The organism is Streptomyces sp. NPDC020379, from assembly GCF_044387105.1.
In the GTDB taxonomy this organism is placed as follows: Bacteria; Actinomycetota; Actinomycetes; order Streptomycetales; family Streptomycetaceae; genus Streptomyces.
Window position 1 is genome coordinate 116,736 of sequence record NZ_JBIRVR010000012.1, and the last position, 26,281, is coordinate 143,016.

The window sequence follows — 26,281 nt, forward strand, 5'->3', positions numbered from 1 at the left end:
TTTGTGACCGCCGCTCGTACCGGTGTGTTTGTTGCACTTGCCATCGGCGGTCACTCGCAAACGTAGGCGATCAATCGCCTTCGCGCCGCTCCCTCGTGGCAAGCAGTCGTCGCAAGGAGTAGAGCCGCTGCGGGTCGGCGTGTCCGTCCTCGACCCACTGGTCCAGTGCGCAGTCCTGCTCGTCGTGGCTGCACGCGCGCGGGCAGTCCTCGGTGCCCGGCACCAGGTCGGGGAAGGCGAGGATGACGCGGGAGGGGTCCACGTGATGCAGGCCGAAGGACCGCACGCCCGGGGTGTCGATGACCCAGCCGGTGCCGTCGGGCAGGGGCAGGGCCAGCGCCGAGGTCGTGGTGTGCCGGCCCCGGCCGGTGACGGCGTTGACGTGGCCGGTGGCCCGCTGCCGTTCGACGAGGGCGTTGACGAGCGTGGTCTTGCCGACGCCGGAGTGGCCGACGAAGGCGGTGACCCGGTCCGTCAGCCGCTCCCGGACCCGCTCGGCGGCCCCGCCGCTCGCCAACTCCTCGCGGCTGGTGACCACATGCGGCACGCCCAGCGCGCCGTACGACTCCAGCAGCTTGTCCGGCGAGGCCAGGTCCGACTTCGTCAGGACGAGCAGCGGCTCCAGGCCCGCGTCGTACGCCGCGACCAGGCAGCGGTCGATCAGGCGGGGGCGCGGCTCGGGGTCGGCGAGGGCGGTGACGATCGCGAGCTGGTCGGCGTTGGCGACGACGACCCGCTCGAAGGGGTCGTCGTCGTCGGCCGTACGGCGAAGCACGGAGGAGCGCTCCTCGACCCGGACGATCCGCGCGAGGGTGTCCTTGGCGCCGCTGAGGTCACCGACCACCGCGACCCGGTCCCCGACCACGGCCCCCTTGCGCCCCAGCTCACGCGCCTTCATCGCGATGATGGTGCGGTCCTCGACGAGGACGTGGAGCCGGCCCCGGTCGACGGTGAGGACGAAGCCCTCGGCGGCGTCCTCGTGCTTCGGGCGGATGTTGGTCCGGGGCCGGTTGCCCTTGCGGTTGGGGCGGACGCGGATGTCGTCCTCGTCGGGGTTCTTGCCGTAGCGGCGCATGGTGCTCTTCCGCTCTTCTCAGGCTCTCGACACCGTCGTCGCCCCCGCGACGGGCCCCAGCATCCCGGTCCACAGCTCCGGGAAGTCCGGCAGGGTCTTGGCGGTCGTCGCGACGTTCTCCACCTGGACGCCGTCGACGGCGAGGCCGATCACGGCCGCCGCGGTGGCCAGCCGGTGGTCCTCGTAGGTGTGGAAGACGCCGCCGTGCAGCGGGCGCGGGCGGATGCGCAGGCCGTCCTGGGTCTCGGTGACGTCGCCGCCGAGCTCGTTGATCTCCTTGGCGAGCGCGGCCAGCCGGTCCGTCTCGTGCAGCCGCAGGTGCGCGATGCCGCTCAGGACGGACTCGGAGTCGGCGAGCGCGGCGACCGCCGCGATCACCGGGGTCAGCTCGCCGACGTCGTGCAGATCGGCCTCGATGCCGGTGATCCGGCCGGTGCCGGTGAAGGTCAGCCCGGCGTCGGACAGTTCGCAGCTGCCGCCCATCGCGGTGAAGATCTCGCGCAGCGCGTCGCCGGGCTGCGTGGTGCGCTCGGGCCAGTCGGGGATGGTGACCCGGCCGCCGGTGACCAGGGCGGCCGCCAGGAACGGCGCCGCGTTGGACAGATCCGGCTCCACGACGATGTCGCGGCCCAGGAGCGCGCTGGGGGAGACCCGCCACACATCGGCCTCGCCGCCCGACTCCGGGGTGTCGACCTGGGCGCCCGCCATGCGCAGCATGTCCACGGTCATCCGGATGTGCGGCATCGACGGCAGGGCGGTGCCGGTGTGCCGCACCTCGACGCCCTGGTTGAAGCGCGGCGCGGACAGCAGCAGGGCGCTGACGAACTGCGAGGACGAGGACGCGTCGATCTCGACCGTCCCGCCGTCCAGCGCACCGCCGCCGTGCACGGTCAGCGGCAGCGCGCCCCGCTCGTTGTCGTCGATGCGGGCGCCGAGCGCGCGCAGCGCGTCGATCACGCCGTGCAGCGGACGCTCGTAGCTGCGGGGGTCGCCGTCGAAGCGGATCGGGCCGTCGGCGAGGGCCGCGACGGGCGGCAGGAAGCGCATGACCGTGCCGGCGTTGCCGACGTCGACGGTGGCCGGGCCGTGCAGCCGCGCGGGGATCACGCGCCACGCCTCGCCCGAACCGGCGCCCGTGGAGGACGACGAGACGGTCTCCTCGATGCCCACGCCCATGGCGCGCAGCGCCTCGGCCATCAGCAGGGTGTCCCGCGAGCGCAGCGGGCGGCGGATCCAGCCGGGCTCGGCGGCCAGCGCGGCGAGGACCAGTGCGCGGTTGGTGACCGATTTCGATCCCGGCACGGTGACGGTCGCGTTGACGGCCCCGCTCGCGAGGGGGGCAGGCCAGAGGTCGGTGTGTGCAGGGCTCTCGGTCATGCTCTTTACCTTAGTGGCTCGAACGCGGTCACAGCCCGAGCAGCCAGCGGCCCCCGCCGGTCAGCGCGCACAGCGAGACCACATGGAAGAAAAACAGCCAGACGAACGGGGGCACGTTCGTGAGGCGGGCGAGCTGGTCGGCGTCGGAGTCGCCCGCGTGGCCGTGCCGCCGCTTCGCCTGGAGTTCGAAGGCCGGCCGGACGCCGCCGAGCAGCATGAACCAGACGACCCCGTACGCGAACAGCGCCTGCACCGCCGGGCCCGCGAGCCAGGAGACCAGGACGAAGGCGGCGCCGGTCAGCACCACGGTCAGCACGCCGAAGGCGTTGCGGACCATCACCAGCAGTGCGGCGAGCAGTGCGGTGGCGCCCCACAGGAGGGCCGTGATGTGGCCGGCGGCGAGCAGCCAGGCGCCGCCGAGGCCGAGCAGCGAGGGGGCGGTGTAGCCCGCGGCGGCGGTCAGGATCATGCCGAGACCGGTGGGCCTGCCCCGGGAGACCGTCAGCCCGGAGGTGTCGGAGTGCAGCCGGATGCCGTCCAGGCGCCGGCCGCTGAGCAGGGCCACGAGGCCGTGGCCGCCCTCGTGGGCGATGGTTATCGCGTTGCGGGTGATCAGCCAGACGCGGCGCGGGACGACCGCGGCGAGCGCGACGACCCCGGTGGCGACCACCAGCCACAGCGTGGGGTCGGGCTGGGTCCCGACCACCCGGTCCCACAGGGCGGTGGCGTTGGTGCTGTCCATTTGTGCGCGGCTCCTCGGGGGTCCGTGACAGGGTGGCGAACATGTGTGGTCGATATGCGGCGAGCCGGAGTCCCGAGGACCTCGTGGGGCTCTTCGGCGTCGAGAAGTGGGAACCGGCGGAGACGCTCGCCCCGGACTGGAACGTCGCGCCGACGAAGAGCGTGCATGTGGTGCTCGAACGTCCTCTGAAAGACGCCAGGGAGCGCGGTCCGGTTCGCCAGCTCCGCGCACTGCGGTGGGGATTGGTTCCGTCCTGGGCGAAATCGCCCGAGGGTGCCGCGAAGATGATCAACGCGCGGGCGGAGACGGTCCACGAGAAGCCGTCCTTCCGGCGGGCCTTCGAGTCGCGCCGCTGCCTGATACCCGCCGACGGCTACTACGAGTGGGTCACCGGCGCGGACGAGCGCGAGCTGGAGGAGCGCGGCCGCCGGAAGCGGGCCCGCAAGCAGCCGTACTTCGTGACCCCGGAGGACGGCTCGGTCCTGGCCATGGCCGGCCTGTACGAGTTCTGGCGCGACCCGGCGCTGCCCGCCGACCACCCCCAGGCGTGGTGGGCCACCTGCGCGGTGATCACGACGGAGGCGTCCGCCGAGCCGTTCGCCGCCGCGGGCGGGGAGGGGCCGCGGTCCCTGGCGGAGATCCATCCGCGGATGCCGGTGGTGCTGCCGCGGGAGCGGTGGGGGGCTTGGCTGGATCCGTCCTGTACGGATGCCGGTGCGCTGCGGGGGGTGTTGGCGTCCGGGGCCGCGGCTGTACGGGCCTATCCGGTGCGGACGTCGGTGAGTGATGTGCGCAACAACGGGCCCGAGCTTGTCGAGGAGCTTCCGGCTCCGGAGGAGTCGACGCTGTTCTGAGAGGGGTGTTCTCCCCGGCCCCGCTCCTTCCCGGCCGCGTCCGGTGTGCGGCGGGAAGGGGCGGGGCCGGGGGAAAAGCCCGCCGCGGGCGCCACCCCGCCCCGCCGTACCTACCGGCAAGATGGACCCGTGATCCAAACAGCCCCCACCCCCGCCGGCGACGCCAGGATCCACTGGTTCGACGCCGGGAACGCGAAGCTCACCCTCGCCCTCGGCCACGGCGCCGGCGGCGGCGTGGAAGCGCGGGACCTGCGAGCGCTCGCCGCCGCGCTGCCGGAGCGCGGCGTCACCGTCGCCCTCGTGGAGCAGCCCTGGCGCGTCGCCGGTAAGAAGGTCGCCCCGGCGCCGAAGACGCTCGACTCCGCGTGGACGGCCCTGTGGCCCGTGATCGCGGGGCGCGGCGGGCCGGTCGTCGCCGGGGGCAGGAGCGCCGGTGCGCGCGTCGCCTGCCGTACGGCGAAGGAGCTGGGCGCCGTCGCCGTCCTCGCGCTGAGCTTCCCGCTGCACCCGCCGGGCAAGCCGGAGAAGTCCCGCGCGGAGGAGCTGACGGGCGCCGCCCTGCCGGCTCTCGTCGTCCAGGGCGCGAAGGACCCGTTCGGCCGTCCCGAGGAATTCCCGCCCGGCACGCGCCTGGTCCCGGTGCCGGACGGCGACCACGGCTTCGCCGTGCCGAAGAAGGCGGCCATCGGCCAGGACGGCGCCCTCGCGGTGATCACCGAGGCGGTCGCCGAGTGGCTCGCGGGGCTGCCCGGCTGACCCTTTCGGCCGCCGTTCGATCACGTCCCGCCGCCCGGGAATGCGCGGCCGGGCACCGCTGTTGTGCACAACGTCACCACGCACTGGCACGACAGAGGAATGGGAGCTCGCAGCATGGGTTCGACCGCATGCCTGTCCCGCCCGCAGACGCCTGACCTGGGATGGTCGGCGCTGCATGTGGCGCAGCCCGCTTCTCCTGGAGCGGCGGACGGGCCGGATCGTCGTCTATTCTCCGATTCGAGCGGGTCCGTTTCCGGTTCCGCCAGGCTGTCGGAGGAGGTGGGTCCGGTCGCTGGGACCGACGAGGGGACCGATGACGGAGTCGTCGGCGCCGAAAGCGCCGCCGAACGCAACGCCCGCTTCGAGCGGGACGCGCTGACCTTCCTCGACCAGATGTACTCGGCCGCCCTGCGCATGACGCGCAATCCCGCTGACGCGGAGGACCTGGTCCAGGAGACGTACGCGAAGGCGTACGCCTCCTTCCATCAGTTCCGCGACGGTACGAACCTCAAGGCGTGGCTGTACCGCATCCTGACCAACACGTTCATCAACTCCTACCGCAAGAAGCAGCGTGAGCCCCTGCGCAGCGCGTCGGAGGAGATCGAGGACTGGCAGCTCGCCCGCGCCGAGTCGCACATGTCGACCGGCCTGCGCTCGGCCGAGTCCCAGGCTCTGGACCACCTCCCGGACTCCGACGTCAAGGAGGCCCTTCAGGCCATTCCCGAGGAATTCCGCATAGCGGTCTATCTCGCGGATGTGGAGGGCTTTGCGTACAAGGAGATCGCGGACATCATGGGTACGCCCATCGGCACGGTCATGTCCCGGCTGCACCGGGGCCGCCGCCAGCTGCGCGGAATGCTGGAGGATTACGCCCGCGAGCGCGGTCTGGTCCCGGCGGGTACGGCCCCGGCGCCGAACGGTTCCGACGAGTCGCACAATCGGAAAGGCTCGGACTCATGAGCTGCGGAGACCCGCACGAGACGGACTGCTCTGAAGTCCTCGACCATCTCTACGAGTTCCTCGACCACGAGATGCCCGACGGCGACTGCGCCAAGTTCGAGGTGCACATCGACGAGTGCTCCCCCTGCCTGGAGAAGTACGGCCTGGAGCAGGCGGTGAAGAAGCTCGTCAAGCGCTGCTGCGGCCACGACGACGTCCCCGCCGACCTCCGCTCCAAGGTCATGGGCCGCATCGAGCTGATCCGCTCCGGGCAGTCGGTGCCGGACCACGACGTGGTGGCCGAGGCCAGGGCGGCGGAGGCCGCCAGGTCGGCCGAGGCGGCGGGCAAGCTCGCGCAGGACTGAGCCGGGCCACCCCCTCCCGCCTGCGCTCTTTCTTCAGGGCCGCAGAGCAAACACCCTCCCCGGGGAACATCACCCGAAGGTGTGCAACCGGTCGGTTCGGCCGGGGTAATACCCGAATGCGCCGTTCCTGGGCGTCCCCTCAGCCTATTCTCCCCATCCTGACGGCAAGCTGGCCTGCTTCGTACGGGACGGGGAGGACGCGCCATGTGGGCAATTCCGGCGGTGGCACGCGGCTGTGTCGCGTGTGCCGTGGTCGCCGCGGCCCTGTGCGCCGCGCCCGCCGTGCGGGCCGGAACCGCGGCCCCCTGGACCGCGATCGCCCTGCTCGCCGCGGTCTGCGCGGTCTGCGAACGGCTGCCCCGCCGCACGCTGACCCTCCCCGTCCTGCTCGCCGGGGCGTTCCTGCTGCCTCCGGCGGCGGCCGCGCTCGTCGCCGTGCCCGGCGCGCTCGCGGGCCGCGTCGAGCGGCGGCCGGTGTGGGTGCGGCGCTGGTGGCACGCCGCCCAGTTGTCGCTCGCCGCGTGCGCCGCCTCGTGCGTCTTCGCCGCCACGGCCCCCGGCCGCGCCGCCTTCACGGTGGCGCTCGCGCCCGCCCTCGCGGCCGCGCTCGCCTTCTGCCTCGTCACCGCCGTCCTCGACGGCGTCATCCGGTTCACCGCCGAGCGCCGCTCGCCGCGGGCCGCCTGGCGCGGCCTGCTGCCGGGGCCGCTGCTGCCCGCGCTGGTGCACGGGCCCACGGGCCTGATGACGGCAGTGCTCTGGCGCAGCGCGTACGGCCCGCTGGCCGCGCTGCTCGTGCTGCTGCCCATGTGGGTCTCGTCCTGGTTCCTGGACCGCTACGAGCGCGAGCGCGGCGCCCACCAGGCCACCATCCGGGCCCTGGTGCAGGCCGTCGACCTCAAGGACCGCTACACCCGCGGCCACAGCGAGCGCGTCGGCCGCGCGTCCGTGCTGATCGCCCGCGAGCTGGGCCTGGCGGGGGAGCGGCTGGAGGCGCTGCGCTTCGCGGGCATCCTGCACGACATCGGCAAACTCGGCATCCCCACCCGGCTGTTGCGCAAGGACGGCCCCCTGACGCCCGAGGAGCGGCGCCTCATCGAGCTCCACCCGGAGTACGGCCACGAGATGGTCCGCGGCATCGGCTTCCTGGACGAGGCGCGCGCCGCGATCCTCCACCACCACGAGCGGCTGGACGGCAGCGGCTATCCGTACGGGCTCCGAGGCCGGCAGATCCCGCAGTTCGCGCGGATCGTCGCCGTCGCCGACGCCTTCGACGCGATGACCTCCACCCGCAGCTACAGCCGCGCCCGGCCGGTCGCCGTCGCGATGGCGGAGCTGCACCGCTGCTCCGGCACCCAGTTCGACCCGCACATGGTCGACGCGCTGGAGGCCGCGCTCGACCGGCACGGCTGGCACCCGGCCGTCACCTCGGAGGGCTCCCTGCTCACGGAATGCATAATTCTGCCCAGCGGAAACGTCCCTTCTGTGAGGGATTCGGTCACCGGAGCGATCCGTCACGGCGGCGAGGGATGATCGCATCTTCGACATCAGCGACATGTCCGGACGGCACCCTGATCGTCCGCTGGGTGCACACCGCCGCCGCGGCCGCCGCTGTGACCGCGCTCGTGTGGACCGCCCGGCAGGGGATGGCCCAGCCCCAAGTGGCCCTCGCCTTCGGCGTGTTGATCACCCTCGGCGAGGCCGTCCGGCGCCGCCCCGCCGCCGCGGAGGCCCGCGAGCCCGCGCCCGTCGGCGCCGCCGGGGCGCTCGCCTACGCCCTGCTCGGCGAGGTCGGCGGGCGGCCCACCACGCACGGCCCGGCCCAGGCCGTCGCCGTCGTCCTCGCCGCCACGCTCGCCGGCGCCCTCGGCCGCCCGCCCGCGCGCGACCACCTCGCGCGCCGCCTGCTCACCACCGGCTTCGCCGCCGTCTGCTTCCAGCCCCTGCACAGCTCCGGCGCCCTCGACCGCTGGCCCGGCCACAGCCCGTACTACGCGCCGTTCCTGCTGCTCCTGCTCGCGCTGACCGCCCTGTGCGACGCCGTCCTGGCCGCCGCCCTGTCCCGGGCCCGCACCGGCGGCCCGTACGGCCCGGCCCTGCGCGACGAGCTGCGCGCCCTGCCCGGCATCGGCACGGCGATCTGCGCGACCGGCGTGGTCATGGCCCTCGCCGTGGCCGTCGCCGGGCTCTGGGCACTGCCGGTCTTCTGCCTGCCGCTGCTGCTCACCCAGCTGTCCTTCCACCGCTACACCGCCGTGCGCGCCACCTGCCACCAGACCATCGCCTCCCTGGCGCGCTCCACCGAGATCGCCGGGCACACCCCGGCCGGGCACGCCCGCCGTGTGGCCGCGCTCAGCCGCGCCACCGGGCGGGAGCTCGGCCTGGCCGAGGCGGATCTCACCGTGGTGGAGTACGCGGCGCTGATGCACGACATCGGCCGGCTCTCGCTGCTGGACCCCGTGCCCGCCGGGGCGGCCGAGCTCCTGCCGCCCGCCGAACGCCGCCGCATCGCCCTGCTGGGCGGCGCGGTCGTCCGGCAGACCGGGGTGCCCGCCGAGGTCGCGGTGGTCGTGGAGCGCCAGGCCGACCCCTACCGTGAGCAGCCGCTCACCGCCCGGATCGTCCGCACGGTCAACGCCTACGACGACCTCGCGGGGGCCGCCGCGTGCGGCCCGCTGCGCGCCCTGGAACGGCTGCGGCTGGCCACGGCCCACGACCACGATCCCCAGGTCGTGGAGGCCCTGGCCCGGGTGCTGGCACGGGCTCCCTGCCCGCCCCGGACCCCGCCCCCGGAGCCGTAGGAGTCCCGCCGAAGCCCGTGCGGCCGCTGAACCCACGGGTAATGAGCGGGCGTCCAAAGGGGCATGGTTGGATGCGAAGAGAAGAAAACGACACACAGAGCGCGGACTACGGGGGGTGCCGCGCGCGTCGCCATCGAGGAGTGGCGGGCGCAGCTTCCCGGAGCAAGAGAGATGTGGCAGGTTGTCGTCAGGGAGGACGGCGACCGTCACCTGGGTCATCCGGCGTGGTCGCACGCAGAAACCGGCAGGCGGGAATCGTGAGGATCTTCGGCAAGGTACGGCATCGGCCTTCCGCCTCGTGGCGGCAGGCCACCGACCGTGCTTTCACTTTGATCGGCGACGGCCGGTACGAGGACGCGGGAGCGCTGCTGACCCGTGCCGCCGACATGGAGCCGTGGCTGTCCGAGTCGTGGTTCAACCTCGCCCTGCTGCACAAGTTCCGGCACGACTGGGAGCAGGCCCGCGCCGCGGGGCTGCGGGCGGTCGCCCTGCTGGACCGCGAGGCGGGCGCCCCCGACTGGTGGAACGTGGGCATCGCCGCCACCGCCCTCCAGGACTGGCCGCTGGCCCGCCGCGCCTGGCAGGCGTACGGCCTTCGGGTGCCCGGCGAGGCGGCCCCGGCGGGCGAGCCGGTCGGCATGGAGCTCGGCAGCGCGGCCGTACGGCTCTCGCCGGAGGGTGAGGCGGAGGTCGTCTGGGGCCGCCGGCTCGACCCGGCCCGGATGGAGGTCCTCTCCATCCCGCTGCCCTCCTCCGGGCGGCGCTGGGGCGAGGTCGTGCTGCACGACGGCGTCCCGCACGGCGAGCGGGTCACCGCGGCCGGGCCCTCCTACCCCGTCTTCGACGAGATCGAGCTGTGGGCCCCCTCACCCGTGCCGACCTGGGTGGTCCTCCTGGAGGCCGCCACCGAGGCCGACCGGGACGCCCTGGAGCGGCTCGCCGCCGACGCGGGCTTCGCCGCCGAGGACTGGTCCTCCTCCGTGCGGCTGCTGTGCCGCACCTGCTCGGAGAGCCGGATGCCCAGCGACGAGGGCGACGGTGAGCACCTCGACCCGCACGACCACAGCGAGCCGGGCCACCCGGGCCCGCTCGGCCACCGCACGGCCGGCTCCGGCTCGCTCTGGGTGCCCGAGCGCGAATGCGGCATCGCCGCCCCCGCAGGGCTCGTCCGCGGCCTGCTCGACGGCTGGGTCGCCGACAGCCCGGACACGCGTGAGTGGCGCGATCTGGAGGAAGTCTGCTGAGGGCGCCCCGCGGCTCCCTTACACTGTAAAGGCATCATTTTTTCGGGTTTTGAGAGAGGCGTACGGCGGAATGGCGCAGCAAGAGACTCAGCAGCCGGTGAACGACGAGTTCATCGTGGACACCGAGGACTGCGAGGAGCGCGAGCGCGCGCACCGTGAGCGCGGCACGTCCCGTCCGATCACCGTCGTCGGCAACCCCGTGCTGCACAAGGAGTGCAAGGACGTCACCGAGTTCGGCGACGAGCTCGCGCAGCTCATCGACGACATGTTCGCCAGCCAGCGCACCGCCGAGGGCGTGGGCCTGGCCGCCAACCAGATCGGCGTCGATCTGAAGGTCTTCGTCTACGACTGCATGGACGACGAGGGCGTACGGCACGTGGGCGCCGTCTGCAACCCCGTCCTCGACGAGCTCCCGGCCGACCGCCGCGTCCTCGACGACTCCAACGAGGGCTGCCTGTCCGTCCCGACCGCCTACGCGTCGTTGGCCCGCCCGGACTACGCGGTCGTCCGCGGCCAGGACGCCAAGGGGAACCCCATCGCTGTCGAGGGCACGGGCTATTTCGCGCGGTGCCTCCAGCATGAGACGGATCACCTCTACGGCTACCTCTACATCGACCGGCTCTCGAAGCGGGACCGCAAGGACGCTCTTCGCCAGATGGCGGAGGGGACGCCGCGGTATCCGGTGGTGGCCAACGACTGATTCGGGGTGCGGGTCGGCCGGCGCCTGCGGCGGGTTTTTTTCCCCAGCCCCGCCCCTTCCCGAACTGGGGCGCGTGCCCCAGGCCCCCGACTGACCCGCCGTCGCCGCCTCCGGCGGAGAGCGGCCTTCGGCCGCGTCCTCAATCGCCGGACGGGCTGAAATGTGCTGGCTACGGTCCGCACGATCCAGCCCGTCCGGCGATTGAGGACAACGCGCGACGCGTGTTGCGGGGTCTGGGGGAAAAGCCCGCCGCGGGCGTCAGGTGCCGCAATCCTCCGCCCGCTGACGCAGAAGAACCCGCTCCCTCTCATTCCGCGTAAGTCCCGCCGCCCGCAGGAACTCCGCCCGGGCCTCCGCCCGCCGGCCCAGCCGGAAAAGGAGATCGCCCCGGACACTCGGCAGCAAGTGATAGTCGCGCAAAGCCGGTTCGGAGGAGAGCGCGTCCACCAGACGCAGGCCCGCCTCCGGTCCCTTCGCCATCGTCACGGCGACCGCGCGGTTGAGTTCCACGACGGGGGACGGCGTGCGCTCGGCGAGGGCCGCGTAGAGGGCGGCGATGCGGGGCCAGTCCGTGGCCTCCGGGGTGTGCGCCCGTGCGTGGCACGCGGCGATCGCGGCCTGGAGGGCGTACGGACCGTACGCGCCGCCCAGTTCCTCCGCGCGGGCCAGAGCCGCGAGGCCGCGCCGGATCAGCAGGTGGTCCCAGCGGCCGCGGTCCTGGTCCAGGAGCAGGACGGGCTCGCCCGAGGGGCCCGTGCGGGCGGCCGAGCGTGACGCCTGGAGCTCCATCAGCGCGACCAGCCCATGGACCTCCGCCTCCTTCGGCATCAGCGTGGCCAGGACCCGGCCCAGCCGCATCGCCTCCTCGCACAGCGCCGGCCGCATCCAGTCGTCGCCCGCCGTGGCCGCGTAACCCTCGTTGAAGATCAGGTAGATGACCTCCAGCACGGAGGAGAGCCGGTCGGCGAGCTCGTCGGCGCCCGGCACCTCGAAGGGCACCTCCGCCGTGGCGAGGGTCCGCTTGGCGCGCACGATGCGCTGGGCCACGGCCGGCTCGGAGGCCAGGAAGGCGCGGGCGATCTCCCCGGTCGTGAGCCCGCCGAGCAGCCGGAGCGTGAGCGCGACCCGGGCCCGGGTGGACAGCACCGGGTGGCAGGCGACGAACACCAGCCGCAGCAGGTCGTCCTCGACGGCGGCCGGCTCCGGGGCCGGCCACTCCGTCTCCAGGTCGTGGCCGAGCAGGGCCAGCTTGCGCGCGTAGGTCTCGTTGCGGCGGATCAGATCGATCGCGCGGTGCTTGGCCGTGGCCATGAGCCAGGCACCCGGATTGTCCGGGACACCCGACTCGGGCCACTTCTCCAGTGCGGCCACCAGAGCGTCCTGCGCGAGCTCCTCGGCGATGCCGAGGTCGCGCACGATGCGGGTCAGCCCGGCGATCAGCCGGGCCGACTCCACACGCCACACCGCCTCGATCGCGCGATGGGTGTCGGAGGTCGTCACGACCACCCATCGTACGAAGCTACTGCCCCGTCTGCTTGCGCAGCTCCTCGCGCATGGCCGCCTCGCGCGCCGCGTCCTCGGCACAGAGGACGTCCTCCGGGAAGTCCGTGATCTCGAAGACCGGCCGGACCTCGATCTCCCCGTCCTGGAAGGGCACCCGCCGGGCCCATTCGAGGGCCTCGTCGCGGTCCTTCACCTGGATGATCCAGAAGCCGGCGATGAGCTCCTTCGTCTCGGCGAAGGGCCCGTCGGTGACGGTCGGCTTCCCGCCCGAGAACGAGACCCGCGCGCCCTCGGAGGAGGCCCGCAGGCCGTCGGCCGCGAGCAGTGCCCCGGCCTTGACCAGCTGTTCGTTGTACTGCCCCATCTCGGCGAGCATTTCCTTGGTCGGCAGTACGCCGGCCTCGGACTCCTCGGTCGCCTTGACGATCATCATGAAGCGTGCCATCGCGCGTCTCCTGTCCAGGTGGGGGCGGGACGCCGGGCGGGGGTTTCCGCCCGGCCGTTCCCGGCCCTTCACCTATACGTCGAACGGCAGACGCGCGGATCGACACGCCGCACGAAGATTTTTCAGAACTCGTCGTCGAAGGAGACCGAGCCCTCGACCGCCACCTGGTACGCGGACGCGCGGCGCTCGAAGAAGTTGGTCAGCTCCTGGACGTTCTGCAGCTCCATGAAGGAGAACGGGTTCTCCGAGCCGTAGACCGGGGCGAAGCCGAGGCGCTGGAGGCGCTGGTCGGCGACGCACTGGAGGTACTCGCGCATGGACTCGGTGTTCATGCCCGGCAGGCCCTCGCCGCACAGGTCGCGGCCGAACTGCAGCTCCGCCTCGACGGCCTCCTTCAGCATGTCGGTGACCTGCTGCTGGAGCTCGTCGTCGAAGAGGTCGGGCTCCTCCTGGCGGACCGTGTCCACGACCTCGAAGGCGAAGTTCATGTGCATGGTCTCGTCACGGAACACCCAGTTGGTGCCGGTGGCCAGGCCGTGCAGCAGACCGCGCGAGCGGAACCAGTAGACGTACGCGAAGGCGCCGTAGAAGAACAGCCCCTCGATGCACGCCGCGAAGCAGATCAGGTTGAGCAGGAAGCGACGGCGGTCGGCCTTCGTCTCCAGCCGCTCCAGCTTCTCGACCTCATTGATCCACTTGAAGCAGAACTGGGCCTTCTCGCGGATGGACGGGATGTTCTCCACCGCGGCGAAGGCGGCGGCGCGGTCGTCCGGGTCGGGGAGGTAGGTGTCCAGCAGCGTCAGATAGAACTGGACGTGCACGGCCTCCTCGAACAGCTGCCGCGAGAGGTACAGCCGCGCCTCGGGGGAGTTGATGTGCTTGTACAGCGTCAGCACGAGGTTGTTCGCCACGATCGAGTCACCGGTCGCGAAGAACGCGACCAGGCGGCCGATCATGTGCTGCTCACCCGGGGACAGCTTGGCGAGGTCGGCGACGTCGGAGTGGAGGTCGACCTCCTCGACGGTCCAGGTGTTCTTGATGGCGTCGCGGTAGCGGTCGTAGAAGTCCGGGTAGCGCATCGGCCGCAGAGTGAGCTCGAAGCCGGGGTCGAGCAGGTTCTTCTCGGTGGAGCTCATTACTGGCAGGCCTCGCAGGACTCGGGGTTCTCAAGGGAGCAGGCGACGGCGTCCGCGTCCGGGGTGGCCTGCTGTACGGGGATGGTGGCGGCGGCACCGGCGGAGCGCGCGATCCGGGTGGCCGGGCGCGAGCGCAGGTAGTACGTCGTCTTGATGCCCTGCTTCCAGGCGTACGCGTACATCGAGCTGAGCTTGCCGATGGTGGGCGACGCCATGAAGAGGTTCAGCGACTGGCTCTGGTCCAGGTACGGCGTACGCGCCGCGGCCATGTCGATCAGGAAGCGCTGCGGGATCTCCCAGGCGGTGCGGTAGAGGTCGCGCACCTCCTGGGGGATCCACTGCATGTCCTGGATCGAGCCGTTGGCGTCGGTCATCGCGTCGCGGGTGGTGCGGTCCCACACGCCGAGCTTCTTCAGGTCCTCCACCAGATAGGTGTTGACCTGGAGGAACTCCCCGCTGAGCGTCTCGCGCTTGAAGAGGTTGGAGACCTGCGGCTCGATGCACTCGTAGACGCCCGCGATGGACGCGATGGTGGCCGTCGGCGCGATCGCCAGCAGCAGCGAGTTGCGCATGCCGACCTGGGCGATGCGGGCGCGCAGCGCCTCCCAGCGGTCGGCCCAGCGCTGCTCGGCGTTCGGGTAGTGGTCGGGGTGCAGCACGCCGCGGGCGGTGCGGGTCGCGGACCAGGCCGGGTGCGGGCCGTGCCGCTCGGCGAGATCGGCGGACGCCTCGTAGGCCGCGAGCATGATGCGCTCGGAGATCCGGGTGGACAGCTCCTTCGCCTCGGGGGAGTCGAAGGGCAGCCGGAGCCGGAAGAAGACGTCCTGGAGACCCATCAGGCCCAGGCCCACCGGGCGCCAGCGGCTGTTGGAGTTGCCGGCCTGCTCGGTCGGGTAGAAGTTGATGTCCACGACGCGGTCGAGGAACGTCACGGCCGTACGGACCGTACGGTCGAGCTTCTCCCAGTCCATCTCGCCGTCGGTACCCAGGTGCTGCGCCAGGTTGACCGAGCCGAGGTTGCAGACCGCCGTCTCGCCGTCGTCCGTGACCTCGAGGATCTCGGTGCACAGGTTCGAGGAGTGGACGACCTTGCCGGGCTCGGCGGTCTGGTTCGCGGTGCGGTTGGACGCGTCCTTGAAGGTCATCCAGCCGTTGCCGGTCTGCGCGAGGGTGCGCATCATCCGGGAGTACAGCACGCGCGCCGGGATCTGCCGGACGGCCTTGCCCTCGGCCTCGGCCTTGCGGTACGCGGCGTCGAACTCGTCGCCCCACAGGTCGACCAGCTCGGGCGTGTCGGCCGGGGAGAACAGCGACCAGTCGGCGTCCGCCTCGACGCGGCGCATGAACTCGTCCGGGATCCAGTGCGCGGTGTTGAGGTTGTGCGTGCGGCGGGCCTCCTCACCGGTGTTGTCGCGGAGCTCCAGGAACTCCTCGATGTCCGCGTGCCACGTCTCCAGGTAGACACAGGCCGCGCCCTTGCGCCGGCCGCCCTGGTTGACCGCCGCGACGGAGGCGTCGAGCGTGCGCAGGAACGGCACGATGCCGTTGGAGTGCCCGTTGGTGCCCCGGATCAGCGAGCCGCGCGAGCGGATGCGGCTGTAGGACAGGCCGATGCCGCCGGCGTGCTTCGACAGGCGCGCCACCTGGTGGTAGCGGTCGTAGATCGAGTCCAGCTCGTCCAGCGGCGAGTCCAGCAGATAGCAGGACGACATCTGCGGGTGGCGGGTGCCGGAGTTGAAGAGCGTGGGGGAGGAGGGGAGGTACGACAGGGTGCTCGTCAGCCCGTAGAGCTCGGCGACGTCCTCCAGGGCCCGCACCGAGTGGTCCTCGGCCAGGCCGCAGGCCACGCGCAGCAGGAAGTGCTGCGGGGTCTCGATGACCTGCCGGGTGATCGGGTGGCGCAGCAGGTAGCGGCTGTGCAGGGTGCGCAGGCCGAAGTAGCCGAAGCGGTCGTCGGCGCCGTCGGCGAGCGCCTTCTCGACGAGCTCGTCGAGGCGCGCGGCGTGGGTCGCCACGAAGGCGGCGGTGTCGTCGGCGATCAGGCCCTCGCGGTGGCCGGTCGCGACGGACGCGGAGAAGGAGACGGCGCCCTGTCCGGCGGCCTCCTCGGCGATGGCGAGGGTGAGCAGGCGGGCCGCGAGCTTGGAGTACTCGGGCTCCTCGGCGATCAGGCCGGCGGCGGCCTCGGTGGCCAGGGACCGCAGTTCGGCCTCGTCCGAGCCCGGGTGGCGGCCCCGCAGCGCGGCGGCGGCGACCTTTCCGGGGTCGGTGGCGGACAGATCGGCGGTGAGGTCGGTCAGGGTGCGCAGCAGCGCGGTCCCGGGGCCGCCGGTCGCTTCCGCGGATGCTGAGACCGGATCGGCGGGCGCGATGGTCACTGAGGCTCTCCCTCGCTCGGCAAGGGGCCGGGCGGGTGGCGCGCGACGGGCGCGTACGGGCATGCCTGAGGCATCAGGGCATGCTCGTAGCGTCCATCGGCCCAACCCGCGAGGCCCGGACGAATACAAAACGCCCGGTGCGAGCCGGTGCGGCTCAGCGGTGGGCGTGCTGTCGGCAGGTACTCGGACTCCTGCATGCGTCATTACGGCATACATGCACCGTTGCGGGACAGTTCCGGATTTCCACCGGATTCCCCTGCGACGACAGCGAGGACGAGCATACATCTAGTGCTGGCCGTCGCACGCACCACCACATCTTGTGTCGCGCGGTAATCGCGCGGGTCGGAATGTGCTAACAGGGCCTGCCCGCAAGGGGCATGGCGAAGGGCCGCCACGCGCCCTGTCGGGCGCGCCGCGGCCCTGGGTGGGGCGCGGGGTGGGTGGGGGTGCGGCGGTGCGTCTGGGGGGTGCCTGGGGGTGTCGGCGGGGGCTTTTCCTCTGCCGGGGCGCGTGCCCTGGGTCCCCGGCCGCGAGTTCCGCTGCCTCCCCCCAGACACCTCGTCCGGGGGTGCCCCCAGCGGTGGGAGCGGCCTGCGGACGGGTCCTCAAACGCCGGACGGGCTGGATGTGCGGACCGTAGCCAGCACATTCAGCCCGTTGGGGGCACCTCCCAGCGGTAGCTGGGGGAGATTGAGGACAACGCGCGAAGCGTGTTGCGGGGGTCCGGGGGCTTGCCCCCCACGCGGCGGAGCCGCACATCGATGCGGCCGGGAAGGGACGGGGCAGGGGAACAAAGCCCGCCGCAGGCGTCAGTGGCCCCCTGGTGCCCCCGCCGTCGCGGGAGGCAGTTCCTCCACCACCCCCGGATCACCCACATCCGCCGTGTAATCGGACGCCTTCGTCTCGTCCACCCCGTCCGGGACACCCACCGCCTTGAACACCACCGTGAGCACCACCGCGACAAGCACATTCAGGACGAATGCCGTAAGCCCGATATACCCCTTCTCTCCGATGAATGGAATAAGGTTCGTATTCCCGAAATGGTCCTGAGTCGCACTGGGTGTGTCATATGCCCGCCACGTCCCGTATGCCATGCCGACCGCCCACCCCGCCAGCAGCCCCCACCGGTGGAACCAGCGGGTGAAGAGCCCGCCCACGAGCGCCGGGACGGTCTGGAGGATCCAGATGCCGCCGAGCAGCTGGAAATTGATCGCGACCGTCTTGTCCATCGTCAGGACGAAGACGAGCGCGCCGACCTTCACCAGCAGTGAGGCGAGCTTGGAGACCTTCGCCTCGCGCTCGGGCGAGGCGTCCGGCCGGATGAAGTCCTTGTAGATGTTCCGGGTGAAGAGATTCGCCGCGGCGATGGACATGATGGCCGCCGGCACCAGCGCGCCGATCCCGATCGCCGCGAAGGCGACGCCCGTGAACCAGTCCGGGAACATGTCCTCGAAGAGCTGCGGGATGGCCAGCTGGCCGTTCTTCACCTTGACGCCCGCGGCGATCGCCATGAAGCCGAGCATGGCCAGCAGGCCCAGCATCAGCGAATAGAGCGGCAGGATCGTGGTGTTGCGGCGGATGACGTCGCGGCTCTTGCTGGAGAGGACCGCGGTCACCGAATGCGGATAGAGGAACAGCGCCATCGCCGAACCGAGCGCGAGCGTCGCGTACGCCCATTGCGCGTCCGGACCGCTCACCAGGGAACCGCGCGGTTTGCCCGTCGCCGGATTCTTCTCGGCGAAGGCGTCCCCGGCCTTCGCGAAGATGTGCTCGAAACCCCCCAGCTTGATGGGGATGTAGATGATGGCCACGATGATCACGATGTAGATCAGCGCGTCCTTGACGAAGGCGATCAGCGCGGGAGCCCGCAGTCCGGCCGAATAGGTATAGGCCGCGAGCACGCCGAACGCGATGAGCAGCGGCAGGTCCTTCATGAACCAGTTGGACCCGCCACCGACCCCGAGCACGTCCAGCACGGCCTGAATGCCGACGAGTTGGAGCGCGATGTACGGCATGGTCGCGAGCAGCCCGGTCAGCGCGAGCGCCAGGGAGAGCCCCTTCGACCCGAACCGGCCGCGCACGAAGTCCGAGGACGTCACATAACCGTGCTTGTGCGCCACCGACCAGAGCCGGGGCAGGAAGGTGAACACCAGCGGATAGCACAGGATCGTGTAGGGCACCGCGAAGAATCCCGCGGCGCCGCCCGCGTAGATGGCCGCCGGCACGGCGACGAAGGTATAGGCGGTATAGAGGTCGCCGCCCAGCAGGAACCACGTGATCCAGGTGCCGAACGAACGCCCGCCCAGCCCCCATTCGTCGAGGTTGTCCGCGTTCTCCGCGCGCCGCCACCGGGAGGCGACGAACCCCATCACCGTGACGACGAGGAAGAAGAAGATGAACACGGCGAGCGCCACGCCGTTGACGCCGTCCTTCACGCCCGCTCACCCGCCTTACGGATCCGCTCGTTCCGCTCGTGTCGTCGCACGAGCGTGTACGCGATGACGGTGAGCGCGGTCGAGATCAGCACCCACAGCATCTGGTACCAGTAGAAGAACGGGATCCCGATGAACGCGGGCGTGAGCCGCGCGTAGGAGTCGACCCACAGCATGGCGACGAAGGGAATGGCGAGACACACCCCGGCCACGACCATCGGCACCGTGACAACGGGCCCGCGCCCGCGCTCCGGTGGCTCCATCGGTGGTTCTGTCATGGTGGCGACTCCCCCCTAGGTGATCACTGCGTGATGCGCAGGAAATCTAGGTCAGGGTCCTGCTGGGAGTCACCCCCTGTCCGCATATCGGTATGGCAACGTCATCTGAGGTCAGATGGCGGGCCTCGGCCGTACGCAAGCCTCCAGCGCGGCTCGAACGGCATTCATGCCGCGCTGAGTTGCTCCTTCCGCCTCGGAAGAGTCGCTTCCGGCCGCCTCCAGCCGGCAGTCGCGGCACGTGGTCTCGTCGGCGACGGGCCGGATCATGCGGCCACAGGTGCCGGTGCAGGCGCGCAGAGGCTGCGGCCGTGGAGCGGGCTCGGGAGCGGGATCCGGCATCTTGCGCGTCAGCCGGTCGCGGAGGATCCCGACGGGGGAGTGGACGCGCTCCGGCAGCCCGTCGGTGAGCGCTTCCCGCAGCTCCTGGAGCGTCGCCCCGCGCGACAGCCACTCCCCGGCGAGCGGCGCGAGCCGCTCGACCTCCCGCCCGGCGAGCCGCAACCGCCGCTCCGCGTGGCACACGGCGACGATCGCCCGCGCGCCGCGTTCGGCGAGCGGGTGGGAGGTGTTCTCCCCGGTGTTCTCTTTCGGGGAGCGACCGACGGCCGGACGGCCCGGCTCACCGATGGCCGGTGGCACGGCACTCGGTGGGGCGCCCCCATCCCGTACGGCCACGGCCTCCTCGGCGGTCAGCGGCACGTTCGACACCAACTGCCTGGTCCTCCACAGCCCACCGGCGCCCTGCCCCCGCCACTCGTGGAAATACCCGGCGGCGGCCAACTCCCGCTTGGCCCGCGTGAACGCGGTCTTCTTGATCCCGGCCTGCTCGGCGGTCTTCGACAGCGGCTGATCGACACCGTCGGGGAGCGAGAGCTGCCAGGTGAGGAGACGGACGGCGTCGGAGGAGAGGTGGGGGTGGCGGATGATCTCGTTGGGCACCTGCGAGAAGAAGCGCGCGGGGGCGCTAACATGCTTCAGCATTTGCTGGGAGCTCCTGACTCCTGGTGGGTGCAGACCCCCTTCGCTGGTTGCCGCCGGCGTTGGGGGTCGCTTCGTCTCGTCGTGGCACGAAGCGGAGAATCCTGGCCACCGTATCGCGAGGGCATGGTGGGGCGGAGTCCCTCTTACGGGTTAACTGGCCTGTATTCCGATGGAGTTGTGACAGGGAGACCCGTCGGGCCCGTTCGGCTTCAGTTGCCGTACGGCGAGGGGGCAGGGGTGCCGGACCCGCGCCCCCTCGCGATAGACGCTGTCAGCGCCATTCGGAGGCGGCCAGTTGAGTACTCCGTTCTCCTGGAAGCACTGGCCGTCGACGAAGCCGCAGATGCGGCATGGGGGTTCCAGGCGCACGTCGTCATCCATGGGCGACCTTTCCGTACCCCTTCGGCCGGATCGATGCGCAGCCGACGCATGTCGCGGAACTGTCTCAGCGGGCCGCAGAGGCCAGCCACACCCCGAGCGTGCCCATTGCTGCCACGGTCAGTATCAGTTGTACCCATACACCCGAGAGAGATCTGGATCTTGTATTGCCGAGTTGGCATGGCCGGGACGTAGAAGGCGATGAATGCCGCTGTTGCCGCGACGGAGATGATCCACCAGACAGACAGGGGAAGGGAGGGGGACTGCATTTCATTTCCTTGACCTCTGTGAGGTCCCGCTGCGGGGCCCTCCGCGCGGCCGCGGCCTGGGCGGAGGCGCTCTTCCATCTCTCATTCCCCTTCATCATCAAGATGGTGAAGGGGCTGCCGACCCGAGGGCTGTGGGTGACGGTGGTGGCGGGGAATCTGTTCGTGGGCGTACTGCCGGCCTTCGCGGCCACCGTCGGACAGGCTACCGGCTGAGACGCGAAGTTCGCGCTCTACCTCGTGCACGAAATCATCATTTCAGCGCCAATCACTTCCTGAAGAAGCACCACCTGCTGATTCCCGTGTCCCTGCACGCGTTTCTGCTTCTGGCGATGTCCGTCGTCGCCGCCGTGCTTCTGCACGAATGGGTGGAGAAGCCGGGCGTGAAGTTGCTTTCCGGCGGTCGGCGGAAAGCTGCGCGTACCGGCGGCTGATCACCGGGGCAGCCCTCAGCCTGCCGTCCCCGCCGTCACTCACGTCGGATACGCCGCGCTGCCGCCCATGGCCGGGACGGCCTGGGCGCAGGCGGTCAGCTCGGCGTCGATGATCCCGGCGGCCAGGGAGGGGGCCTTGGCCTCGGTGTCGGTCGCCGTGGTCACCACGGCGTGCTCGATGGGCGTCATACGGGCGAGCGTAGGGGGCGGCTACTCCGTCGGCCGCCGCAGCCTGGCCGCGATTTTCCCGACGAGCCCTGACCGCTCGGCATTGGAATGCTTCCGGGGCTTGCTCCACAATGGCACTGTCACATCGGCCGAGGCTCGTGCGCGATGGCTGGTCCACCAGTTCCCGGCCCTCGGGTCCGTAGAAACAACCCGCACCAGCCTCCCGACGACAGACGCTCACCGCCTGCCAAGGAGCACACGATGGATCCGCAGCACTTCGAACTGCTCGAAGAGGTCCGCCGCGCCCTGCCGGAAGGGTTCAAAGCGGAATTGTCCGGCGACATCCTTGTCATGCAGGCGTCTCCCTCGGCCATCCACCAGCTCAACCTCAGCAAGATCCGCCGCCAGTTCGACGCGCACACCCCGACGGGGTACGTCGACACCGGCAACACGGATCTCGCGTCCCCCCAGACGGCGAAGGTCCGCAATCCCGACCTGACCTATCTGCCTGAGGAAGCCATGCTCACCACGGACAGCAGCGTGGCCGCCGAGCTCGCACTGATCGCCGTGGAAGTCGTTTCTCCCTCGAATCCGGAGAACGACTGGGTCGGTAAACTCCGCGACTATCCCTTGATGAATATCCCGCTGTACCTCGTCGTCGACGCCCGGCAGAAGACGGTAACGCTGTTCAGCGAGGTGGAAAACGGTCGTTACCGACTCCGGGAAGACGCCGACTTCGGCGAGACCGTGCACATCCCCGAGCCATTCGGGTTCGTCCTCGACACCGGTGGACTCCGGCCTTACTGACCCTCCGCACGCGTGAGACGGGCTGCTGAAGCCGGGGCCGCTACTCCGCCGGCCGCCGCAACCGTGCCACGAACTTGTAGCGGTCCCCCCGGTACACCGACCGCACCCACTCCACCGGCTCCCCCTGCGCGTCCAGGGAGTGGCGGGAGAGCATCAGCATGGGCAGGCCCACGTCCGTGCCGAGGAGGCCCGCTTCCCGTGGGGTGGCCAGCGACGTCTCGATCGTCTCCTCGGCCTCCGCGAGACGGACGTCGTAGACCTCGGCCAGGGCGGTGTAGAGCGAGGTGTACTTCACCAGGCTCCGGCGCAGCGCCGGGAACCGCTTCGCGGACAGGTGGGTGGTCTCGATCGCCATCGGCTCGCCGCTGGCGAGGCGCAGGCGCTCGATGCGCAGGACGCGGCCGCCCGTGGTGATGTCGAGGAGCGAGGCGAGCCGGTCGTCGGCGGTGACGTAGCCGATGTCGAGGAGCTGCGAGGCGGGCTCCAGGCCCTGGGCGCGCATGTCCTCCGTGTAGGAGGTCAGTTGCAGCGCCTGGGAGACCTTCGGCTTCGCGACGAATGTCCCCTTGCCCTGGATGCGCTCCAGGCGCCCCTCGACCACCAGCTCCTGGAGGGCCTGGCGGACGGTCGTACGAGAGGTGTCGAACTCGGCGGCCAGCGTCCGCTCCGGCGGCACGGGCGTGCCGGGGGGCATGGTTTCGGTCATTTCCAGCAAGTGCCGTTTGAGGCGGTAGTACTTGGGAACGCGCGCGACCCGCGCGCCGCCCGACGCGCCACCGCTGTCCGCCGCACCCGCCGTACCACCCTCGGTCACCATCGTGTGCCTTCCCGACTCCGATCCTGCTGCTGTCACCGGCTCCTCCGTCTGTCGCGGTCACATCGTGGCACGGGCAGCGCCCGAGGAGCCCTGGGACGCCAGGTGGACCTCGAGGTGTCGGTCCGGTAACGGAGCCGACAGCGACTCTTATACACCCTTGACACCCCAAAAGGTCTAGGCCAAGCTGCGGGCACTGGTCTAAACCATTAAAGACCACATTCGGTCCTTGAGGAGAGTGCTGTGAAGCGTGGGCTCATAGCGGCGACGGGTGTCGCGGCCATGTTGGTGAGTGTTGCTGCCTGTGGGTCCAGCGACAGTGACAAGGGATCGGACGGAAACGGTTCCAAGGACAAGAGCCTGACCGTGTGGTTCATGGACGGCTCGAACCCGCCCGGCTGGACGAAGTCGGTGCAGGCCGAGTTCGAGCAGCGGACCGGCGCCAAGCTGAACGTCCAGGTCCAGCAGTGGAACGGCATCCAGCAGAAGCTGACCACCGCGCTCTCCGAGTCCTCCCCGCCCGACGTCATCGAGATCGGCAACACCCAGACCCCCTCGTACGCCCAGACCGGTGGCCTCGCCGACCTCGGCGACCTCAAGAAGGAGATCGGCGGGGACTGGACCGAGTCCCTCAACAAGCCCTCCGTCTTCGAGGGCAAGCAGTACGCGGCCCCCTGGTACGCCGCCAACCGCGTCGTGATCTACAACAAGAGGATCTGGGCGGACGCGGGCATCAAGGACGTCCCGAAGACCCGCGACGAATTCTTCAAGGACCTGGACGCCATCCAGAAGAAGGGCGACGCCGAGCCGCTCTACCTGCCCGGCCAGAACTGGTACTTCCTCGACGGCCTCACCATCGGCACCGGCGCCGACCTGGTGAAGAAGGACGGCAAGAAGTACGTCTCCAACCTCGGTGACCCCAAGGTCGCCAAGGCCATGGACATCTACAAGCAGTACCAGGCGTTCAGCAAGGCGCCCAAGGACAAGGACGAGGCCACTCCGCAGCAGGCCGACATCTTCGCCAAGGGCAAGACCGGCGCGTTCATCGGCATGGGCTACGAGGCGCAGACCGCCATCAAGGCGAACCCGGCCATCGAGAAGGAGATCGGCTATTTCACCATCCCCGGTGAGAGTGCCGACAAGCCCGAGGGCGTCTTCCTCGGCGGCTCCAACCTCGCCGTCGCCGAGGGCAGCAAGAAGCAGGACCTCGCGAGGGAGTTCCTGAAGATCGCGCTGTCCGACAAGAACGAGGCCGCGCTGTCCAAGGAGGTCGGCAACATCCCCAACAAGGAAGCGCTGCTGGCGAATGTGAAGGGCAACCCGGCCGCCGAGGCCGCCGCCCCCGCCGTCAAGGGCGGTGGCACCACCCCGCTGATCCCCGAGTGGGCCGAGGTGGAGAACGCCCCGAACCCGATCAAGGCGTATATGACGGCTGTCCTCAACGGCAAGTCGCCGGAGGACGCGGCCAAGCAGGTCGAGGGCGAGATGAACAAGCGCCTCAGCAAGAAGCAGTGACCCGTCCGGTGGTACGGGGGCCGGCCCGCACCGGCCCCTGCACCACCGCGCACCACGCAATACCGTTCGACAGGGGAGAAGGCGGACGACGATGTCAGCGCAGATCGAAGAGGCGACGGCCGAGTCCGCCGCCCGGATCAGCCGGGGCGGCGCCCCGCCACCCCGCCGCGGCCGGACCGCGGGGGGCCTCCCGTACCTCCTGATCCTCCCCGCCGCCCTCGTCACGGTGGCGCTGCTCGGCTGGACGCTGGTCAAGAACGGGCTGCTGTCCTTCCAGGACCTCAACAAGCGACAGCTGATCCGGCGCGTCACCGAGTGGACCGGATTCGACAACTACAGCGATCAGCTCGGCAGTTCCGACTTCTGGAAGGTCGCCGTCCGCTCGGTGGTCTTCACCGCGGCCAACGTCGTCCTGATCATGCTCCTGGGCTGTCTGATCGGGCTGCTGCTCGCCCGCCTCGGCACCAAGCTGCGGCTGCTGCTGTCGCTCGGCCTCGTCCTCGCCTGGGCCATGCCCGTCGTGGCCGCGACCACCGTCTTCCAGTGGCTGTTCGCCCAGCGGTTCGGCGTCGTCAACTACGTGCTGGACAACCTCGGCTGGCACTCCATGGCCGACTACAACTGGACCAGCAGCCAGCTCTCCACCTTCTTCGTGGTCACTGTGCTGATCGTGTGGCAGTCGATCCCCTTCGTGGCGATCAACCTCTACGCGGCGACCACCACGATCCCCAAGGAGCTCTACGAGGCGGCCTCGCTGGACGGCGCGGGCAGCTGGAAGCAGTTCACCTCGGTGACCTTCCCCTTCCTCAAGCCGTTCTTCCTCGCCACGACGTTCCTCGAAGTCATCTGGGTCTTCAAGTCGTTCACCCAGATCTTCGCGATCAACGAGGGCGGGCCCGACCGGCTCACCGAGACCCTGCCGGTCTACGCGTTCGTCGAGGGCATGGGCAACCAGCACTTCGGCGCCGGGGCCGCGATCTCCATCCTCACCATCGTCATCCTGCTGGCCCTGACGGCGTACTACCTGCGCCTTGTCCTCAAGCAAGAGGGGGACGAGCTGTGAACCGCTCGCTTCTCGGCCGCGCCTGGCCCGGGGCGGCGGCCGTCGTCCTCTTCGCGGTCTTCGCCTTCCCCGTCTACTGGATGTTCTCCACGGCCTTCAAGGCCAACAAGGACATCGTCGGCGACACCCCCCAGTGGTTCCCCATGAGCCCCACCTTCGAGCACTTCACCAAGGCGATGGACGCGGACGGCTTCTGGACGCTCGTCGGCAACTCCCTCACGGTGACGCTGGTCGCCGTCGCGCTGTCACTGGTGATCGCGCTGCTGGCGTCGTTCGCCGTGGCACGGATGCGCTTCAAGGGCCGCAAGAGCTTCATCCTCGTGATGATGATGGCCCAGATGGCCCCCTGGGAGGTCATGGTCATCGCGTACTACATGATCGTGCGCGACGCCGAGATGCTGAACAGCCTCCCGCCGCTGATCGCCATCTACACGGTCATGGTGCTGCCCTTCACCGTGCTCACCCTGCGCGGCTACGTGGCCGCCGTGCCCAAGGAGCTGGAGGAGTCCGCGATGGTCGACGGGTGCACCCGCACCCAGGCGTTCATCAAGGTGATCTTCCCGCTGCTCGCCCCCGGCGTGATGGCCACCTCGCTCTTCGGCTTCATCACCGTCTGGAACGAGTTCCCGATGGTCCTGATCCTCAGCAAGGATCCGGGCGCGCAGACGCTCCCGCTCTGGCTCACCAGCTTCCGCTCCGCCTTCGGCGACGACTGGGGTGCCACGATGGCCGCCTCCTCGCTCTTCGCCCTGCCGATCCTCATCCTCTTCGTCATCCTCCAGCGCAAGGCGGTCGGTGGCCTTACGTCCGGCGCAGTGAAGGGCTAGCAC

Annotated in this window: 26 protein-coding genes and 1 riboswitch; of the genes, 14 read left to right on the forward strand and 12 right to left on the reverse strand. The window is 70.5% G+C overall.

All coding sequences use genetic code 11. The features are described 5' to 3' along the window. Window positions 1–70: 70 nt before the first annotated feature. From rsgA to ACH427_RS17780, 3 genes are read right to left on the reverse strand one after another with little or no spacing between them, the layout of a single operon-like run. Window positions 71–1,075, reverse strand: a complete 1,005-nt coding sequence (gene rsgA / locus ACH427_RS17770; protein WP_398870398.1) for a ribosome small subunit-dependent GTPase A — start codon at window positions 1,073–1,075, stop codon at window positions 71–73. An 18-nt stretch (window positions 1,076–1,093) separates the two neighbouring features. Next, window positions 1,094–2,452, reverse strand: a complete 1,359-nt coding sequence (aroA, locus tag ACH427_RS17775) for a 3-phosphoshikimate 1-carboxyvinyltransferase (protein WP_398870399.1) — start codon at window positions 2,450–2,452, stop codon at window positions 1,094–1,096. Window positions 2,453–2,480: 28 nt separating this feature from the next. Continuing rightward, window positions 2,481–3,194: a M50 family metallopeptidase gene (locus ACH427_RS17780; RefSeq protein WP_398870400.1), complete on the reverse strand. Its 714-nt coding sequence runs from the start codon at window positions 3,192–3,194 to the stop codon at window positions 2,481–2,483. Between the two features lie 41 nt (window positions 3,195–3,235). Here ACH427_RS17780 and ACH427_RS17785 point away from each other — a divergent pair, with 41 nt between their 5' ends. The 8 genes from ACH427_RS17785 (at window position 3,236) to def (ending at window position 10,853) form a co-directional block, all read left to right on the forward strand. Continuing rightward, window positions 3,236–4,048, forward strand: a complete 813-nt coding sequence (locus ACH427_RS17785) for an SOS response-associated peptidase (protein ID WP_398870401.1) — start codon at window positions 3,236–3,238, stop codon at window positions 4,046–4,048. A 129-nt stretch (window positions 4,049–4,177) separates the two neighbouring features. Continuing rightward, window positions 4,178–4,804: an alpha/beta family hydrolase gene (locus ACH427_RS17790; protein WP_398870402.1), complete on the forward strand. Its 627-nt coding sequence runs from the start codon at window positions 4,178–4,180 to the stop codon at window positions 4,802–4,804. A 279-nt stretch (window positions 4,805–5,083) separates the two neighbouring features. Then, window positions 5,084–5,764 (forward strand): sigma-70 family RNA polymerase sigma factor, encoded by a 681-nt coding sequence (locus tag ACH427_RS17795; protein ID WP_361531846.1) that lies wholly within the window; start codon window positions 5,084–5,086, stop codon window positions 5,762–5,764. Then, window positions 5,761–6,108, forward strand: a complete 348-nt coding sequence (gene rsrA, locus ACH427_RS17800; RefSeq protein WP_398870403.1) for a mycothiol system anti-sigma-R factor — start codon at window positions 5,761–5,763, stop codon at window positions 6,106–6,108. Before ACH427_RS17795 ends, rsrA begins: the two co-directional genes overlap by 4 nt. A 204-nt stretch (window positions 6,109–6,312) precedes the next feature. After that, window positions 6,313–7,641 carry an HD-GYP domain-containing protein gene (locus tag ACH427_RS17805; RefSeq protein WP_398870404.1) on the forward strand — a complete coding sequence of 443 codons (1,329 nt, stop codon included), beginning with the start codon at window positions 6,313–6,315 and terminating at the stop codon, window positions 7,639–7,641. Continuing rightward, entirely contained in the window at window positions 7,638–8,909 is a 1,272-nt protein-coding gene (locus tag ACH427_RS17810; RefSeq protein WP_398870405.1) for an HD-GYP domain-containing protein, read from the forward strand. Before ACH427_RS17805 ends, ACH427_RS17810 begins: the two co-directional genes overlap by 4 nt. A 257-nt stretch (window positions 8,910–9,166) precedes the next feature. Next, window positions 9,167–10,153 (forward strand): hypothetical protein, encoded by a 987-nt coding sequence (locus ACH427_RS17815; RefSeq protein WP_116215906.1) that lies wholly within the window; start codon window positions 9,167–9,169, stop codon window positions 10,151–10,153. Between the two features lie 70 nt (window positions 10,154–10,223). Next, on the forward strand, window positions 10,224–10,853 hold the full coding sequence (def, locus tag ACH427_RS17820; RefSeq protein WP_398870406.1) for a peptide deformylase: 630 nt from the start codon (window positions 10,224–10,226) through the stop codon (window positions 10,851–10,853). Window positions 10,854–11,111: 258 nt separating this feature from the next. On the opposite strand, the gene ACH427_RS17825 is transcribed toward def, so the two are convergent. The 7 genes from ACH427_RS17825 to ACH427_RS17855 all read right to left on the reverse strand — a co-directional run bounded on the left by ACH427_RS17825 (window position 11,112) and on the right by ACH427_RS17855 (window position 20,006). Continuing rightward, window positions 11,112–12,353, reverse strand: coding sequence for an RNA polymerase sigma factor (locus ACH427_RS17825; RefSeq protein WP_398870407.1), 1,242 nt, complete (start codon window positions 12,351–12,353; stop codon window positions 11,112–11,114). A 19-nt stretch (window positions 12,354–12,372) separates the two neighbouring features. After that, complete coding sequence (locus ACH427_RS17830; RefSeq protein WP_398870408.1) at window positions 12,373–12,801, reverse strand: YciI family protein; 429 nt, start codon at window positions 12,799–12,801, stop codon at window positions 12,373–12,375. Between the two features lie 122 nt (window positions 12,802–12,923). Further along, a complete protein-coding gene (locus ACH427_RS17835) occupies window positions 12,924–13,937 on the reverse strand; it encodes a ribonucleotide-diphosphate reductase subunit beta (protein WP_398870409.1) in 1,014 nt (337 codons plus the stop codon). Further along, window positions 13,937–16,315 (reverse strand): ribonucleoside-diphosphate reductase subunit alpha, encoded by a 2,379-nt coding sequence (locus ACH427_RS17840; RefSeq protein WP_398870411.1) that lies wholly within the window; start codon window positions 16,313–16,315, stop codon window positions 13,937–13,939. Before ACH427_RS17840 ends, ACH427_RS17835 begins: the two co-directional genes overlap by 1 nt. Before the next feature lie 156 nt (window positions 16,316–16,471). Next, window positions 16,472–16,613: riboswitch (cobalamin riboswitch) on the reverse strand. A gap of 511 nt (window positions 16,614–17,124) precedes the next feature. Then, on the reverse strand, window positions 17,125–18,750 hold the full coding sequence (mctP, locus tag ACH427_RS17845) for a monocarboxylate uptake permease MctP (protein ID WP_398870412.1): 1,626 nt from the start codon (window positions 18,748–18,750) through the stop codon (window positions 17,125–17,127). Continuing rightward, window positions 18,747–19,025, reverse strand: coding sequence for a DUF3311 domain-containing protein (locus ACH427_RS17850; RefSeq protein WP_398870413.1), 279 nt, complete (start codon window positions 19,023–19,025; stop codon window positions 18,747–18,749). Before ACH427_RS17850 ends, mctP begins: the two co-directional genes overlap by 4 nt. Window positions 19,026–19,136: 111 nt before the next feature. Further along, window positions 19,137–20,006, reverse strand: a complete 870-nt coding sequence (locus tag ACH427_RS17855) for a hypothetical protein (RefSeq protein WP_398870414.1) — start codon at window positions 20,004–20,006, stop codon at window positions 19,137–19,139. Window positions 20,007–20,662: 656 nt separating this feature from the next. Between ACH427_RS17855 and ACH427_RS17860 the strand changes: the two genes are divergently transcribed. Next, window positions 20,663–20,866 carry a hypothetical protein gene (locus ACH427_RS17860; RefSeq protein WP_398870415.1) on the forward strand — a complete coding sequence of 68 codons (204 nt, stop codon included), beginning with the start codon at window positions 20,663–20,665 and terminating at the stop codon, window positions 20,864–20,866. 86 nt (window positions 20,867–20,952) lie between these two features. After that, entirely contained in the window at window positions 20,953–21,084 is a 132-nt protein-coding gene (locus ACH427_RS17865; RefSeq protein ID WP_398870416.1) for a hypothetical protein, read from the forward strand. Window positions 21,085–21,123: 39 nt separating this feature from the next. Here ACH427_RS17865 and ACH427_RS17870 read toward each other — a convergent pair whose 3' ends face one another. Continuing rightward, a complete protein-coding gene (locus tag ACH427_RS17870; RefSeq protein ID WP_398870417.1) occupies window positions 21,124–21,273 on the reverse strand; it encodes a hypothetical protein in 150 nt (49 codons plus the stop codon). A gap of 240 nt (window positions 21,274–21,513) precedes the next feature. Between ACH427_RS17870 and ACH427_RS17875 the strand changes: the two genes are divergently transcribed. Further along, the gene (locus ACH427_RS17875) at window positions 21,514–22,059 is read left to right on the forward strand and encodes a Uma2 family endonuclease (protein ID WP_398870418.1); all 546 of its coding nucleotides are present in this window, start codon (window positions 21,514–21,516) and stop codon (window positions 22,057–22,059) included. A gap of 40 nt (window positions 22,060–22,099) precedes the next feature. Here the strand turns inward: ACH427_RS17875 and ACH427_RS17880 are convergent, their stop codons facing one another. Further along, a complete protein-coding gene (locus ACH427_RS17880; RefSeq protein ID WP_398870505.1) occupies window positions 22,100–22,876 on the reverse strand; it encodes a GntR family transcriptional regulator in 777 nt (258 codons plus the stop codon). Between the two features lie 240 nt (window positions 22,877–23,116). Here ACH427_RS17880 and ACH427_RS17885 point away from each other — a divergent pair, with 240 nt between their 5' ends. The 3 genes from ACH427_RS17885 (at window position 23,117) to ACH427_RS17895 (ending at window position 26,278) form a co-directional block, all read left to right on the forward strand. After that, window positions 23,117–24,388 carry an extracellular solute-binding protein gene (locus ACH427_RS17885; RefSeq protein ID WP_398870419.1) on the forward strand — a complete coding sequence of 424 codons (1,272 nt, stop codon included), beginning with the start codon at window positions 23,117–23,119 and terminating at the stop codon, window positions 24,386–24,388. A 91-nt stretch (window positions 24,389–24,479) separates the two neighbouring features. Next, the gene (locus ACH427_RS17890) at window positions 24,480–25,451 is read left to right on the forward strand and encodes a carbohydrate ABC transporter permease (protein WP_398870420.1); all 972 of its coding nucleotides are present in this window, start codon (window positions 24,480–24,482) and stop codon (window positions 25,449–25,451) included. Further along, window positions 25,448–26,278: a carbohydrate ABC transporter permease gene (locus ACH427_RS17895; RefSeq protein WP_398870421.1), complete on the forward strand. Its 831-nt coding sequence runs from the start codon at window positions 25,448–25,450 to the stop codon at window positions 26,276–26,278. The genes ACH427_RS17890 and ACH427_RS17895 overlap by 4 nt, the downstream gene beginning before the upstream one ends. Window positions 26,279–26,281: the final 3 nt, after the last annotated feature.

Excerpts from the sequence above, each read along its gene's own strand:
- ACH427_RS17830 (WP_398870408.1), bottom strand. The coding sequence starts at position 12,801 with ATGGCACGCTTCATGATGATCGTCAAGGCGACCGAGGAGTCCGAGGCC.
- ACH427_RS17880 (WP_398870505.1), bottom strand. The coding sequence starts at position 22,876 with ATGGTGACCGAGGGTGGTACGGCGGGTGCGGCGGACAGCGGTGGCGCG.
- ACH427_RS17890 (WP_398870420.1), top strand. The coding sequence starts at position 24,480 with ATGTCAGCGCAGATCGAAGAGGCGACGGCCGAGTCCGCCGCCCGGATC.
- rsgA (WP_398870398.1), bottom strand. The coding sequence starts at position 1,075 with ATGCGCCGCTACGGCAAGAACCCCGACGAGGACGACATCCGCGTCCGC.
- ACH427_RS17810 (WP_398870405.1), top strand. The coding sequence starts at position 7,638 with ATGATCGCATCTTCGACATCAGCGACATGTCCGGACGGCACCCTGATC.
- ACH427_RS17870 (WP_398870417.1), bottom strand. The coding sequence starts at position 21,273 with ATGACGCCCATCGAGCACGCCGTGGTGACCACGGCGACCGACACCGAG.
- ACH427_RS17805 (WP_398870404.1), top strand. The coding sequence starts at position 6,313 with ATGTGGGCAATTCCGGCGGTGGCACGCGGCTGTGTCGCGTGTGCCGTG.
- rsrA (WP_398870403.1), top strand. The coding sequence starts at position 5,761 with ATGAGCTGCGGAGACCCGCACGAGACGGACTGCTCTGAAGTCCTCGAC.
- ACH427_RS17785 (WP_398870401.1), top strand. The coding sequence starts at position 3,236 with ATGTGTGGTCGATATGCGGCGAGCCGGAGTCCCGAGGACCTCGTGGGG.
- ACH427_RS17850 (WP_398870413.1), bottom strand. The coding sequence starts at position 19,025 with ATGACAGAACCACCGATGGAGCCACCGGAGCGCGGGCGCGGGCCCGTT.
- ACH427_RS17855 (WP_398870414.1), bottom strand. The coding sequence starts at position 20,006 with ATGCTGAAGCATGTTAGCGCCCCCGCGCGCTTCTTCTCGCAGGTGCCC.
- ACH427_RS17835 (WP_398870409.1), bottom strand. The coding sequence starts at position 13,937 with ATGAGCTCCACCGAGAAGAACCTGCTCGACCCCGGCTTCGAGCTCACT.
- aroA (WP_398870399.1), bottom strand. The coding sequence starts at position 2,452 with ATGACCGAGAGCCCTGCACACACCGACCTCTGGCCTGCCCCCCTCGCG.
- ACH427_RS17875 (WP_398870418.1), top strand. The coding sequence starts at position 21,514 with ATGGATCCGCAGCACTTCGAACTGCTCGAAGAGGTCCGCCGCGCCCTG.
- def (WP_398870406.1), top strand. The coding sequence starts at position 10,224 with ATGGCGCAGCAAGAGACTCAGCAGCCGGTGAACGACGAGTTCATCGTG.
- ACH427_RS17780 (WP_398870400.1), bottom strand. The coding sequence starts at position 3,194 with ATGGACAGCACCAACGCCACCGCCCTGTGGGACCGGGTGGTCGGGACC.